Origin of the sequence: Trabulsiella guamensis ATCC 49490, from assembly GCF_000734965.1 — a bacterium.
Lineage (GTDB): Bacteria > Pseudomonadota > Gammaproteobacteria > Enterobacterales > Enterobacteriaceae > Trabulsiella > Trabulsiella guamensis.
This window is the reverse complement of sequence record NZ_JMTB01000128.1, coordinates 26065-40605: the sequence shown is the minus strand read 5'-3', so window position 1 is coordinate 40605 and position 14541 is coordinate 26065. Positions and strand designations below refer to the sequence as shown.

The window sequence follows — 14541 nt, the reverse complement described above, 5'->3', positions numbered from 1 at the left end:
TTAAAACGCCACCGCCACGCGGTAATAAGTAATGAAATGATCCGGAGCCAGCCAGTCCGGGTATTTCACGGGGGTTCCCACGGTAAACTGTGTCGAAAACCAGCGGTTCGCGCTGGTCAGCCCGCCTGCCGCCCCCCATAGCGTGCCGCTGGCGTACGGATCCTGTCCATCCTGTTTCAGCCAGCCGCCATCCAGTGCCGCCATCACGCCGATTTGCCCCATCCACGGCAGGGTAAACAGCGAGTAATTCAGCTCATTTCGCAGATAACCGCCATTGTTGCCGGAAAGATACTGTTCTTTAAAACCCCGCACCGAGCTTTCCCCGCCGAGGGTCAGGCGCTCGCTGCCGTAAAGCCGGTCTGGTGACCACTGAAAATAAACGCTGCTAAGCCACCAGAGATCAGTCGTTAATGGCCGCTGGAAACTGCCATTGAGGCTCCATTTGCGGAACTCCGCTTTCGGCACATCGCCATGTTTATCGTGATCGTCTTCCGCCCCCAGCCAGGGCACACCCTGAGTGAAGGACGGATTGAGCGTCGCCACGCCGCCGAACATTTTTTGTGTGTGGTTGATACCGAGCATCACGCTGGAGAGCTTGCGGCTGCTGGAGCCCAGCAGCACGTCGTCAAGGTAGTTGTGGTTGATGCGGTGGGTGATGCCAGTGGTAAGCCCGGTTTTGATGTCGCCATTGCGGAATACCACCCACGAGCCGGTGAGGCGGTGAGTTTCGCTGTCACCGGTGGAGCGCCACGGCCAGCCGTTGTTATCAATGGTGCTGAGGTAATTGCTCCAGCTGTAGCTGTAGTCGAGCAGGCTGTAGCCGTACGGCACGCTGACGCCCGCAGCAAAATTTTGCGCGTCTTTCGAGTTTGAAAAATCACTGCTGCGCCCGCCGCTGACGAACCATTTATCCGCCAGACCGAGCAGGTTATTGCCGGTCAGCGCGCCGCTGAACTGGCCGGTACCGGTGCTTTTCTGCCCGCTGTTGTCGAAACTTACCGAACCACTAAGCGGAAATTCCGGGGCAGTGGTGAGATTGACAATCGACCAGCCCTGCGACTCACCCGGCTGGATTTCAATCTCCACCGGAACCTGTCGCACCCGGTTCAGTTGCTCCATGCCCTGTTCGATATCGCGCAGGTTAAGGATTTTTCCTTCCAGCCCGGGAAAGGTCATGGCGAGCGTCCGCTGCGGCACGCCGTCGAGGCGGATTTGCTGCAACCGGCCTTCCAGCACGGTGAGAGACAGCACACCGGAGGAGAGGTCCTGCTCAGTCAGAAAAGCACGACTGGTGATATAACCCCGGCTGATATACCAGTCGGAGACGGCGTTAGTGACCTGCGTCAGTCGTGCCATGTCCAGGCACTGGTTCAGCCACGGCGCGGTAACGGTATCGGCGTCGCGTGAAGAGAGCAGAGTGGCACCACGCACCTCAATACGGGAAATGGTAAAGCACGGGCCTTCTGTGGTCGGCGTCACGGCAGGCGCTGACGGGCGGGGCAGCGGCGTGCTGCGCTCCAGTTCATCACGCTGACGCTGGTTCTGCTCAAGCAACTGTTGCTGCTGCTGCTGAATAGTATCGCGGTCGGCAGGGGAAAGCGGAGCCGCCGTGGCACGAGAGAAAGCTACCGCCAGAATGGCGACACAGAAGAGGCACCTGACGCCGGAAAATCCGCGTAGTGGATTCCCGTCCATTGCTTATCCTTAAGATTAATTTCGTATGAAATGTGGGCGCAAAATAAGACAGAAAAATATATTTGTAAATATCTGCAAAGTGACACTATTCGCATTACCAGAGACATCAACATATTGTTCGGAATATTTGACATTATTCAGGTGGCAAACGTGCTTATTAAAACCAGCGTGCGCTGTGTCCTGGCACTCGCAGCCTTGTCACTGACTCCACCTTCAGGTTAATCCTTTCCCGTCCCGGAAAAATACGTTTTACTCCGCGAGTAAACTATGATATCACACGTTAAATATGGGTGATTAATTTGTAAAATAAGCATCATGCCAACATTCAAAAATGTAGATTATTTTTTTGAAAAGCTGGAGACCCAGACCGGGCTTGATTTCATATTACGTGCCAGGGAAGGTGTGCCGGAAAATGGGATGTATATAAAACCCCATGTTCATCTTGAGCATGAAATTATGTGGTTTTATAAAGCCAGGGGCAGTTATAGCATTGGCAGGGAAAAATTTCACATCCAGAATAATACATTAATCTACGTCAGCCCATTAACGCTTCATGATATGGAACTGGAGTTCACCGGCGATCATGAGCGTTTTATTTTGCAGTATGATCACACCGTACTCAATAGCCTACAATATCCAGTTCCGACAATGGAGCCGCATATTGGTATTGTTGCTTATCTCGCAGGGAAGGACGCTGACAGACTCCATTTTTTATTCCGCTGGTTTGCTGAGGTCTATGAGTCAGGGCATGCCGGGGACGACATTAAACCATTAATGATTCTGTTACTTAACACGGTGCTTCAGCACGCTGCTGTCTCTGATAACGTGTCGGCGGAGACCGATCGCCAGTCCATCTTTGGCCTTATAATCAATTTTATCATTGAGATGGAAAAACGCACGTCGTTTAACATTAGCCTGAATGACGCGGCTGATTTTGTCGGGTTGTCACCGACTCATTTTTCAAGAGTATTTAAAAAAGTGATGCAGGTCAGTTTTAAGGAGTATCTGTTGAGGAAAAAAAATCTCGCTGTCAATTCACCTGCTTCGCAATACCGATCTCAGCATCACCGACATTGCCTATAAATGTGAATTCACCGATGCCGCTTACTATTGCTATCAATTCAGAAGATTTATTGGCGTGACCCCTAAGAAATTCAGAGAGGGTAGCCTCACCTCAGAACAGCTCAAAACGAACGAAACCCCTTCGCTGAAATAACCTCTGAAAGATCCCTTCCCATCGTGTTCTTGTTGAAAGTGTGATCGCCATAGGTCGGTTCGCGCAAAAAAATTATATAAAAGGAACTTTTGCATACATTTTTTAAAGCTCGTTGTACTTATCTTTTATATAGAGGCCGGCCTCTTGTTCTGAAGAACTCTTAATCCTCTTATGTAAAAGGTATTTTTATGAATAACCCAGGATTCAAAGAAAAGATCGGTTATGGATTAGGTGATGGGGCATCCAATATTATCTGGCAGACCATAATGCTGTTTATGGCCTACTTTTATACAGATATATATGGGTTAAGCGCTTTTCATATGGGAACCATGTTTCTCCTTGTGCGGGCTTTTGATGCGGTTGCAGATGTATATATTGGTTATCTCGCTGATCATACGCAAACTAAGCATGGTCAGTTCAGACCTTATATTCTCTGGTTCTCCCTGCCTTTTGGCATCTTCGGTGCGTTAACTTTTTATACGCCTGATTTTGGGGAGACCGGTAAGATTATTTATGCTTATGTATCTTACACCGCGTTATCGATTTTTTATTCCCTCGTCAACGTTCCGTATTGTGCATTGATCAACAATATCTCTAATGATGCCAAAGAACGTGTATCAATGCAGTCTTATCGTTTTGCCTTTGCTGCGCTGGGAGGGATCATTGTTTCCGTCGTTGCGCTGCCGTTAACGAAATTGCTGGGCGCAGGTGATCTGCAGAAAGGCTATTTTCTTGCCATGATCATCATGGGTGGGATCAGTACTATCATGTTTTTCTTGTGTTTTTCCATGACGAAAGAACATTACGTTAAAGAAGTCGATAAGAGCCGCAAATTCCGCGGGATCTACAATGAACTGCTCATTATTATTAAGGACCACAACTGGCGTTGTATTTTCACGCTTAACATTGCAAGTCTTATTGCAGGAATATTAAAAACGGGCGGTGCTATTTATTTCGTTAGCTACTACATGAAAAAGCCCGATCTGGTCAGTATGGTACTGGTCATTATCCTCTGTACCCGATTTGTAGGGGCGTTGTCCACGACGTTGCTTTACAAAAACCTTGATCGTGTCTTTGCCTATAAAGCATCGCTGGTGCTGCAGGCGATTATTTTGGTCTCGCTGTTTGCTGTCCCTTCAGAATACTCGCTGGCAATCTGCGCGATTATCTGTCTGATTCATTTCATTGACTCCAGTTCCGCGCCACTACAATGGAGTTTACTCAGTGATATCATCGATAACGTCGAGAGAAAATCGAATTTGTCTTTAAGCGGCCTGGTATTCTCAACAAACCTTTTTGCTATCAAGATTGGTATCGCCGTTGGCGGCGCCATCATTGGCTGGCTGCTGACTTTTGGTGGTTATGTCGGTAATGCGGCCACGCAAACCGATCTTGCGACATTGGTTGTCAGGTTGATTTTTACCATTATCCCTGCCGTTTTCGTTCTGATCATGTTCTTCATTATGAGCCAGTATCGAACTTATGCCCGGCAAATACAGTGATGCGCTCCCGTTATTACATCGCCTATACGACTATTACAGGATGAGTCTATGACCACAATCGTGAACCCCATTATTCCAGGATTTAATCCGGATCCTTCAATAATCAAAGCCGGTGATGCCTGGTATTTAGCGACATCGACCTTTGAATGGTTTCCAGGCGTCTGCCTGTATAAATCATACGATCTCAAAAACTGGCGACTGATTTCATATCCTTTGAACCGTAAAAGCCAGCTAAACATGCGGGGAAACCCGGACTCAGGGGGAATCTATGCGCCGTGCCTCAGCTATGATGCAGGGAAATTTTACCTCGTTTATACCGATGTGAAAAATGTGACCGGCCGTTTCTGGGACACGAATAATTACATCGTGACGACGGATAATATCGAAGGCGAATGGTCAGAACCGACATATCTCAACAGCAGAGGCATTGATCCCTCTTTGTTCCATCACAGCGATGGCACGAAATGGCTGGTGAGTATGGAGATGAGTTATATGGATGGTGGGGAAGCGGGTTTCCCGAAATGGAATGGTATCATCATCCAGCAATATGACGAGCAGCAAAAGACCCTGATCGGAGAGTGCCGCAAAATCTACGCCGGAACTTCGCTTGGGATCACCGAAGGACCACATATTTATGAACTTAACGGTTGGTACTATTTGCTGGTGGCGGAAGGTGGCACTTTTTATAATCACGGCGTGACGCTGGCGCGTTCAAAACATCTGTTTGGTCCTTATGAAACGGACCCCATCGGTCAAATGATGACATCCCGCTTTGACTGTCGTCAGCCATTGCAGCGTGTCGGGCATGCCGATCTGTTTGAAAACGGTCTGGGGGAATGGTTTATCGTGCATTTATGCGGGCGGCCATTGCCCTCGAAAGGCCGCAGTCCCATGGGGCGTGAAACGGCAATCCAGCAGGTGTACTGGACGGAAGATGGCTGGCTGCGGTTGATCAATAAAAAAATCACCCCGGATGTGATGGTGCATACGCGTCTGGAAGAGCGTCCTTGGCCAGAACAACCTGCAAGGGATGATTTCGACAGTCCCGAAATACCGCTTCACTATCAGTCGTTACGCATTCCGTTAAGTGAGGAGATGTGTACGCTAAAAGAAAGACCGGGATGGCTGCGATTACGCGGGCATGAATCCCTGAGTTCGCACCACTATCAGAGTCTGCTGGCCAGAAGACAAACCGATTTCACCTTCACCGCACAAACCTGTGTCGATTTCAGCCCCCGTTCCTTCCAGCAAATGGCGGGTCTGGTCTGTTTCTACGACACGACAAATTATATTTATCTGAATATATCCTGTGATGAGAAGGGTGAAAGGACCGTCAATCTGATGATCAATGACCTTAATAAATTTTCATTACCCAGCGGGAAGGGAATACGGATACCCAGTAAAGGGCTGGTTTATCTCCGGGTCTGTGTCAAAGATGATGGCGCTAATTTCTACTATTCGATGGATGAAAAAAAATGGTTCCCGGTAGGGGGGCATATCGAATACAGCAAACTCTCAGATGAATATTTTAAAGAGCGAGGCATTGAACGTTTCACCGGTGCCTTTACAGGCATGTGCTGTCAGGATTTCACCGGTGAACATATCTGCGCGGATTTCGATTACTTCGACTATTCCGCGACAGTTCCGGACCATGAACATTCAGCCCCTCTGATGCCGGAGCATTTTAGCGCCTGATTTCCAGGCATGGCGTCACGGTCACTCACTGTAACTGCAAGTCCGTCAGGCACGTCTGGCTGTCATCCTGGGTTGTAACAGGGTGAACAGCCTTTTTGCCGTTGTAGCTCACCTCTAGTGAACCTTCCATGTTGCGCGGCAGCCACAGGCCGATAAAGCCATTCTGGTAGCTTTTCATTTTTTTCTGAATAACGGTGTTCCCTTTATTATCCGTCACTTTTACATCAAATATGGCATTGGGCATTTCCCCCTGACAGCCTGAAAGACTGTGATTAAAACACGGGTGCGTTTGTGTTTCATAAGGTGCAGCGGAAAGATAGAATTTCTCACCCAGCGGGAGTGTAAAGGTTTGCCCGCCATCAGACAGTTTAAGGGCGGTGCTGGTGACCGAAGCGGAATAGGGTAATGGACGGTTTTGCGGCGCCTGATCAATCGTTTCGATGATTTGCTCAACGGATTTACCCGCGAATCCGTGTGAGGCAAGGAATTCAGATTCCGGCGTGGCGGCGAAGGCGGTACTACTAACAAGCAGACTTAAAAACACTAATTTTGAGAACACAGACATGATTTCAATTCCACATGAAATGAGTGGGTTTGATTATAAAGCTTCCCCTTAGGGAAAGGTCAAAGTGGATGCGCGTAAAGTAGTGCAAAGATGAAAGGAACAGACCGGGATCACAAAGGCTGGCTTGCGCCAGCCTGTATTATGCGAAATTAAATCACCATGCTGGTCAGTAAAATAAAAATTAACCCACAAATTGACAGCAGGGTAGACATCAGTGTCCAGGATAATAAGGTCTCTTTTGTGGTGAGTCCGAAGAAATCTTTAATCATCCAGAAACTGGCATCATTCACATGCGAACAGATACAAGAACCCGCGCCGGTAGCCAGAGTGATTAACGCCAGATTGGTGGTGGGATGCGCGGCCAACAGTGGGATCACCAGTCCTGCCGTCGATATCGCCGCGACCGTCGCTGAACCCAGGCAAATCCTCAGAAACGCGGCCACACCCCACGCCATCAGAATCGGGTTAATATCCATGCCCGAAACCATCGTGGAAATAAACTGCCCCACGCCAGAGTCGATCAACACCTGTTTGAACGCACCGCCGCCACCGATAATCAATAACAGGCCAGCGATCCCAGCAATTGCCTTACCGCACGAATCCATCAGTTCAGGAATGGTTTTCCCTCTCCCCAGGCCCATGGAGTAAATGGCGAAAAGCAGAGAAATCAGCATCGCAATGGTGGAGTTACCCAAAAACAGGAACACGCTATAAAGGGTGCCTGGTTCACCGGCATTCGCCGGACGCGCCATCTGCATAATAGTGACCAGCGCCATTAATATCACGGGTAGCATTGCTGTCAGGAAACTGATACCGAACCCTGGCATCTCGCTTTCACTAAAGCTTTTGGTGGCACCAAGTGAGGCAATATTTCCCTCTTTTTTAAACGCATCCGGGATTAAGCGCTGGCAGACTTTGTTGAGCAATGGACCGCAAATAATAAAGGTCGGAATACCCACCGCAATACCATAAAGCAGGACGACACCGACGTCTGCGCCATATTCCCGGGCAATAACGGTTGGGCCAGGATGCGGAGGCAGGAAACCATGCGCCACCAGCAGCCCTGAGAGCATCGGCACGCACATATACATGGGCGAAATTTTGGCTTCCCGCGCGATAGCAAACAGAATGGGGACCAGCAAAATCAGGCCGACTTCAAAAAATAAGGCAATCCCGACAATAAAGGCGGAACACACCACCGCCCAGTCCAGCTTTTTAGCGCCAAAATACTTCAGCATGGTCAATGCAATGCGTTGGGCGCCGCCCGCATCGGCTAATAAACGCCCTAACATTACACCAAAGCCAAATATCAGACCGATATGGCCCAGCGTACCACCCAGTCCGGACTCGACGGAGGTGACCACTTTATCCAGCCTCATCCCACTGGCGATGGCGACGCCAATAGAGACGATGATTAAAGAAACAAAAGTGTTTAGTCTAATTTTTATAGTTAAAAGCAGGAGTACAGCGATACCTGCCACAACGATCAATAGCGGCATAACGTCCTCTCATTCATCAGAAAGTTATCCACCATAATCCAGGCTGAATGCATAATATGACGGCATTCGGCCTGAATTGTTGCGGATAAAGGTGTTATTTATTTCAGGACTTTTTAATAGTTTGTTGCAAAGCCTGATTTATTTTATCTACATCATATATACATCCAGTCCATGTGCCCCCACTGACGGCCTGGAGCATGGCCCATAATCTGGTATCATCGGGCAGGTCAGGGTCAGGCATTAAATCAGGATGTGTATCCCTGGTATTTAAAATAACAGTTGCCTCCTCTCGTGAGAGTGGTTTTTCATCGAGACCGGTTCCAAGGAAATTAACTTCACCCTGGAGTTGTTTGCAGTCAATTTTGATTTCGATAATATCGCCAGTGCGTAGTTTACCAATCGCGCCACCGGCAAGCGCTTCCGGACCAACATGACCAATGCACGCGCCGGTAGATACGCCAGAGAATCTGGCATCAGTAATCAACGAAACATGTTTGCCATACGACAAATGCTTCAGCGCGCTGGTGACCTGATAGGTTTCCTCCATCCCGGTACCGGATGGGCCGGCACCCATAATGACCAGAATATCGCCCGCTTTAATTTTTTCGTGTTTGATATCGTAAATAGCCGCTTTCTCTGAAAGATAAACTTTTGCGGCACCTTTGTGGTAATAGATCCCCTCTTCATTAATTACCGAAGCATCAATGGCTGTCGATTTAATAACGGAACCTTCCGGGGCAATATTCCCGACAGGGAAAGTTATTGTTGAGGTTAATCCACGGGTTGACGCCTGCTGCGGCGACATAATAACGTCTTCCGGCTCAACGTTTTCTTGTTTACGCAGAAGATCTTTAAACATCTGCCGACGCTCAGAATGCTCCCACCAGTCGAGGTTTTCTTTCAGCGTATTGCCGGTCACTGTCATCACATCTTCATGCAGTAAACCCAGTTCGCGCAGATGCAGCATGACTTCCGGTACGCCGCCCGCCATGAACGCATTCACCGTCGGGTGATAAACAGGACCGTTTGGCAGCACACTGACCAGACGAGGTACCTGCTTATTGATGCGGATCCAGTCATCCACTGTTGGTAGACGACAACCTGCCTGATGGGCAATGGCCGGGATATGCAGTAGCAGATTCGTCGACCCGCCAAAGGCGGCGTGTACCATCATGGCATTCTCAATGGCTTTGTCCGTAAGGATCTCTTTTGTGGTAATTCCCTTTTTGACCAGCAGCAACGCCGCGCGCGCCGAGGCTCTGGCTATTTCTTTCCATACCGGTTCCCCGGAAGGTGCCAGTGCGGAATGCGGAATGGCCAGCCCCAGACCTTCAGCGACCACCTGTGAGGTGCCTGCCGTACCGAGGAACTGACAGCCGCCGCCAGATGACGCGCATGCCTGGCATCCGGCCCGGCGAGCGGCTTGTAACGATAACTCGCCATTGGCAAAACGCGCGCCGATGGTCTGTACCTTGCCATTATCCTCGCCATGCAGTGCGGGCAGGGTGGCACCGCCGGGGATGAGCACTGTGGCTTTATCATGTTGGGACGCAAGAGCCATCATGGTTGCTGGCAGCCCTTTATCACAGGTTGCCACCCCGATCACCGCCCTGGCATCAGGGAGCGAACGGATTAACCGGCGCATCACCATAGAGGCGTCGTTGCGATACGGTAAGGAATCAAACATGCCGTTTGTCCCTTGTGTACGACCATCGCACGGGTCGGAGACATACACGGCATACGGCAGAGCCTTGTTGGCTTTGATCGTCTCCGCTGCCGCTTTCATCTGAATATCCAGCTCGTAATGACCCTGATGTAGCGCCAGGGCGACAGGTTTGCCATCTTCACCGCGCAACCCGCCCAGCGTACTCAGTAACAGAATACTGTCACGATCAAGTTCATCTGGCTTCCAGCCCATCCCCGCATTCATGGTCATACCGAAGATGTCGCCGCTTGGTCGATTGATGAGCATATCCGCGGTCAATGGCAGTTCACCTTCCGGGCCAGCGGCATGGGTTCTGACACGATAAATATCCCGGTTATCGTTATCAAAAATATCACGAACAGACATATTGCCTCCTCAGGCGTTAACGATCCCCTGCGCGACAAGTAATGCGTGGACCTTATCTTTCGCCTCTTTTGAGGCTTCCAGTATCGGCGGCAGGCAATACGTCTCAACCGGAAGCCCGACGCATTGCATGGCATGTTTTATCAGCGAGACGAAAGGGGTCTCCAGTGCATAAATGGACGGTAATTGCAGCAGTCGTTTATTGAGAGACGCTGCCAGCGCGAGATTGCCTTCCTGCCAGGCTTTGTAAATGCCGACAGAGAGTTCAGGGGCGAAATTTGCGCTCGCCGTAATGGCGCCGTCACCGCCCAGCAGAAGAGTATTCAGTAAATGATCATCGTAACCGCAGAATACGGAGAAGTCGGGGCGCACCGCTTTTATGGTATTGATCATCGCGCGCAAATGCCCGACGCTGTCGATCGTGTCTTTAATACCGACAATATTTTCATTTTGCAGGACTAACCGTTTAACAATGTCAGGGCTAAGATCCTGACCGGTCAGATCCGGGAAATTGTAAATGATAACAGGGAGTTCGACGTTGCTGGCGATCTGGTGGTAGTAATCGTCCAGATTGCGGGACGCGACTTTCCAGTAATACGGGTTAATGGCGACGATACCGTCCGCACCGCAAGCCTGCGCGTGGCGCGCCAGTTTTACCGCTTCATCGGTCGAAGGGGAACCCACACCGATTAATACGGGGACTCGACCGTCCACTACAGAGACCGCCGCTTCTGTAAACGCCATTCGCTGACTGGCGTTCATCTGGCTAAACTCTCCGCCTGTGCCTAAGTAGAAAAGGCCATCTACACCTTTGTTAATCAAAAAGTCTGCAACCTGTTTCATCGCGACGTTATCGATAGCACCATGACGGTCGAAGGTACTGGAGACCGGCGGAATAATCCCCCTGAATTTTTTCATTACATCAGTTTCCTTTTCTTAAAGATTCATTTCGGTATCCCAGTCCACTGGAAATTTGCCCGGCGCATTGCCTTAGCAGTTCGAGATACCTGTCAACATTATTTCCTGAATACACTTCCGGATTACCCGAAAGGGAAATTGCATAATTAACCCGGTTATACATATTAAAAACCGGCATACTTAAACAGACAGCGCCATACGTTGATTCTTCATTATCGATGGCCCAGCCGCGTAAGCGCGTTTTCTGTAACTCTTCCCTGAATGCTTTTTTGTCGGTGATCGTATTTTCTGTGTGTTTTTTTAGCGTCAGAACATCCATAAAATAATCGAGCTCATCCGGCGTTTTCCATGCCAGCAATGCTTTCCCCAGCGCGGTAATATGTAGCTCCAGCGTTTTACCGATCCAGCTCTTGCGTGTTGGAACAGAATCGTGGCTTTCTACTTTGTCGAGGTAGATAGCCGAGTGACTCTCCATCGCCCCGAGATGGCACACAAGCCCACTTTTTAATGACAGTTCATGCATGGGCCTTTTGGTGACTTCAAAAATATTTTTTCGGTGCAACGCCTGGCAACCCAGCTCGTAATTTTTAATTCCCAGTGCGTACTGGTTATTTTCACTCTTAATTAAAAAGCCACAATCAATCATAACATTTAATAAATTTAACAAACTACTTTTGGGATACTGGAATTCCTTTAACAGCTCCATATAGCTTGCTACACCGACGTAAGCGATATGAGTCAGTATTTTTTCGGCACGAATTAATGAATTACACCCTCTGCTACTCATAATGGCCTCGCGTTAACTGGTATTGAGTTTATAAATATTGAAATGGCGAAAATACCCTTAGTTCAACAGGCTGAACCATGTTGTCGCCGAAAAGTGTGATCAAAGGCATATTTCAGCGATGAAAAAGAAACTGACGGATTATTGGCAGGAAATACCAGTCTGGGATAATTTCATGGGACACGGAAAATAGACAAAACACCGTTTTAATGAAAGATCATCTGAGCATTTTCATCTTGTTATACTCTGCCATTCAGCCGTCATCTCTCTGTGCTATACCGTGACTTTTCCTATTGGGATGGATGCGTTATGACTAACACCCTGTATCTCTTCGATTTAGACAACACCCTGTTTGAGGGCGACAGCAGTACGTACTGGAGTGAATATCTGGTCCGCGAAGGTCTGGTCAACGATGCGGGCTATCTGCAGCAGGAAGCGCGGTTAATGGCCGACTACGCCGTCGGCAAAATGGACATTCATGCCTATGTGGCGCTGACGCTGGCACCGCTGGCGATGATGACTAAAGAAGAGGTTGATCGCCGCATCACGCAGTGGGTCACCGACACCATCATGCCCCGCGTATACCCGCAGGCACGGGATCTGATCCAGACATTACGCGCCAGGCAGCAGCAAATGATGATTATTTCCGCCTCGGTAAGCCTGCTGGTAAAACCTGTCGCCCGCGCGCTGGGGATCGATCACGCGACGGGGGTTGATCTCCGGATTGACAACGGTCATTACAGCAACGTGATTAGTGGTACGCCGAGCTACCAGCAGGGGAAGGTAACCCGTCTGAGGGAGTGGCTGGCGATGCATCCGCAAAGGATCGGCAGGCTGGTATTTTACACCGATTCCATCAATGACCTTCCGTTATGCCTTGTCGCTGACGAGGTGGTTCTGGTGAACCCCTGCCCACAATTACTGGCTCAGGGAGAGCGTCGCCTGTGGCCCGTGGTGAATTGGGCACGATGAATGAATATAGTGTTCTGTGCCGCAAGTATTAAATATTGAATAAACTTGTCGGCCAGTTATTCCTTTTTACATGCTGCCAAAAAGAATTATTATTTCCTGGCTCCGGCATGCTATTGGTTAAGCTTCACTGATGTTACCGAATGTAATTTTAAATACATTTATACAGGTGACATTATGTTTAACGTTTATGTTGTTAATTTCTCATCGCTGAGTCATGAAAAGTCAGAAGAGTTTTTTATGTTAAGGAAGAATATTTTCAAAGATCGTCTGCAATGGGCTGTAAGTTGTTTCGATGGAAAAGAATACGATCAGTTTGATAATGAAAAGGCAGATTATTTGTTTGGCATTAAAAACGGAATGATAATCTGTGGTACGCGGATTATAGATATGAAATACCATAATATGCTGGATGACACATTTTCAGTGTTTTTTAACGACGTTAATATTCCAGAAGGAAATTTTCTTGAATCAACACGTTTCTTTGTCGATAAAGACAGGGTAAGCGAATTCCTCGGAAAACGCTTTCCGGTGACGCTGGTGCTGTTCCTGTCATTAATTAACTATGCGCGGCGCCATCATTATGACGGCATTCTGGCCGTGGCAAGTCATCCCATGATGCATATTATCAGGCGCTCCGGCTGGAATGTGACGTTACTGAAAACGGGGATGTCTGAAAAAGAAGAACCTGTTTATCTGCTGCTTGGACATGCCGATGCGGCAAGTCAGACAGCATTGAAAGACAGAATATGTCGTCTGGATGACAGTCAGGATGAAAACAGTCTTAATGACTGGCCGCTGTCATTTGGTACTCAATTGTAATCATTCAACCGGTTTAATCAGCTGAAGCTCCGCGCCAAGACGTACAGCATGCCGGGCATTGGCGACTCCCATTTTTTTAACGATATTGGACATATGAAATTTTACGGTGCGCACGGTGATCCCAAGGATCATACCGGTTTCCTGATAGGTTTTTCCCACGCTGGTCCAGTAGAGGATCTCATTTTCCCGGGAGGTAAACTGGTTCTGTTTTTCTGGCTTATCAGTGTATTTCTCAGACAAAGAGGTTAACGTCAGGTAGGTTTCATGTACGGAGGCGAGTAAGAGGGAGATGTCTCCTTTATTTTCAATCAGTGTCTGCATGACTTCTGTTCTTGTTAATTCAGGCACGATAAAAGATAGTGTCACAAGGTTATTATTATAATCATGAAGTACGAAGGTATATCCATTAATCAATCCAAACTGGCTGGCCTGGTTGAACAATTTGGCGAAATTATATTCAGAATGCGCCATCAGTTTTTCATCCCAGGGGAAGGGCGTTAATTTGTTCAGTGCGGTGATGACCACCGGATCGGTATACTGAAGTCCTTTTTCCCTGTAATGCGTGACCCACTCATCCGGATAATTTGTAACACCAAAGATACATGACATATCCTTTTTGGAGAGAACCACATACGCCCAGGTTAATTCACCTAAAGTGTTCAGCGTGGCTTCAAGCTGACTTCGAATAACAATTTCTACATTTTTTTCTCTTTCCATTAACATTTCAATCTCCATGCCTGCATGAACGGCGTTTGATATAAATATAACACATACTGGAGAGCACGCTCCCTGCTGCCATTTACTTCGG

General features: G+C 48.4%; 13 protein-coding genes. 6 read left to right on the top strand and 7 right to left on the bottom strand.

The annotated features are described in order from the left end of the window. Positions 1-1695: a ShlB/FhaC/HecB family hemolysin secretion/activation protein gene (locus GTGU_RS22745; RefSeq protein ID WP_051857431.1), complete on the bottom strand. Its 1695-nt coding sequence runs from the start codon at positions 1693-1695 to the stop codon at positions 1-3. Between the two features lie 315 nt (positions 1696-2010). Here GTGU_RS22745 and GTGU_RS22740 point away from each other — a divergent pair, with 315 nt between their 5' ends. From GTGU_RS22740 to GTGU_RS22730, 4 genes are all read left to right on the top strand, one after another. Further along, a complete protein-coding gene (locus GTGU_RS22740; RefSeq protein ID WP_245609639.1) occupies positions 2011-2778 on the top strand; it encodes a helix-turn-helix transcriptional regulator in 768 nt (255 codons plus the stop codon). Further along, positions 2717-2911: a helix-turn-helix domain-containing protein gene (locus GTGU_RS26750; protein WP_342665353.1), complete on the top strand. Its 195-nt coding sequence runs from the start codon at positions 2717-2719 to the stop codon at positions 2909-2911. Before GTGU_RS22740 ends, GTGU_RS26750 begins: the two co-directional genes overlap by 62 nt. Positions 2912-3099: 188 nt before the next feature. Then, positions 3100-4413, top strand: a complete 1314-nt coding sequence (locus tag GTGU_RS22735) for a glycoside-pentoside-hexuronide (GPH):cation symporter (RefSeq protein ID WP_038163079.1) — start codon at positions 3100-3102, stop codon at positions 4411-4413. Positions 4414-4461: 48 nt separating this feature from the next. Further along, a complete protein-coding gene (locus GTGU_RS22730; protein WP_051857430.1) occupies positions 4462-6108 on the top strand; it encodes a glycoside hydrolase family 43 protein in 1647 nt (548 codons plus the stop codon). A 25-nt stretch (positions 6109-6133) separates the two neighbouring features. Here the strand turns inward: GTGU_RS22730 and cueP are convergent, their stop codons facing one another. From cueP to GTGU_RS22705, 5 genes are all read right to left on the bottom strand, one after another. Next, on the bottom strand, positions 6134-6673 hold the full coding sequence (gene cueP / locus GTGU_RS22725) for a copper-binding periplasmic metallochaperone CueP (RefSeq protein ID WP_038163077.1): 540 nt from the start codon (positions 6671-6673) through the stop codon (positions 6134-6136). Positions 6674-6822: 149 nt separating this feature from the next. Continuing rightward, positions 6823-8172 (bottom strand): GntP family permease, encoded by a 1350-nt coding sequence (locus GTGU_RS22720; RefSeq protein WP_038163074.1) that lies wholly within the window; start codon positions 8170-8172, stop codon positions 6823-6825. A gap of 103 nt (positions 8173-8275) precedes the next feature. Continuing rightward, the gene (locus GTGU_RS22715) at positions 8276-10243 is read right to left on the bottom strand and encodes a YjhG/YagF family D-xylonate dehydratase (protein WP_038163071.1); all 1968 of its coding nucleotides are present in this window, start codon (positions 10241-10243) and stop codon (positions 8276-8278) included. A gap of 9 nt (positions 10244-10252) precedes the next feature. Beyond that, on the bottom strand, positions 10253-11158 hold the full coding sequence (locus GTGU_RS22710) for a dihydrodipicolinate synthase family protein (RefSeq protein ID WP_038163069.1): 906 nt from the start codon (positions 11156-11158) through the stop codon (positions 10253-10255). Between the two features lie 4 nt (positions 11159-11162). Beyond that, the gene (locus GTGU_RS22705) at positions 11163-11945 is read right to left on the bottom strand and encodes an IclR family transcriptional regulator (protein WP_038163067.1); all 783 of its coding nucleotides are present in this window, start codon (positions 11943-11945) and stop codon (positions 11163-11165) included. Between the two features lie 306 nt (positions 11946-12251). Between GTGU_RS22705 and GTGU_RS22700 the strand changes: the two genes are divergently transcribed. Then, on the top strand, positions 12252-12914 hold the full coding sequence (locus GTGU_RS22700) for an HAD family hydrolase (protein ID WP_038163064.1): 663 nt from the start codon (positions 12252-12254) through the stop codon (positions 12912-12914). A 174-nt stretch (positions 12915-13088) separates the two neighbouring features. After that, positions 13089-13733: an acyl-homoserine-lactone synthase gene (locus tag GTGU_RS22695; protein WP_038163062.1), complete on the top strand. Its 645-nt coding sequence runs from the start codon at positions 13089-13091 to the stop codon at positions 13731-13733. On the opposite strand, the gene GTGU_RS22690 is transcribed toward GTGU_RS22695, so the two are convergent. Then, positions 13734-14450: a helix-turn-helix transcriptional regulator gene (locus tag GTGU_RS22690; protein WP_038163142.1), complete on the bottom strand. Its 717-nt coding sequence runs from the start codon at positions 14448-14450 to the stop codon at positions 13734-13736. Positions 14451-14541 lie beyond the last annotated feature (91 nt).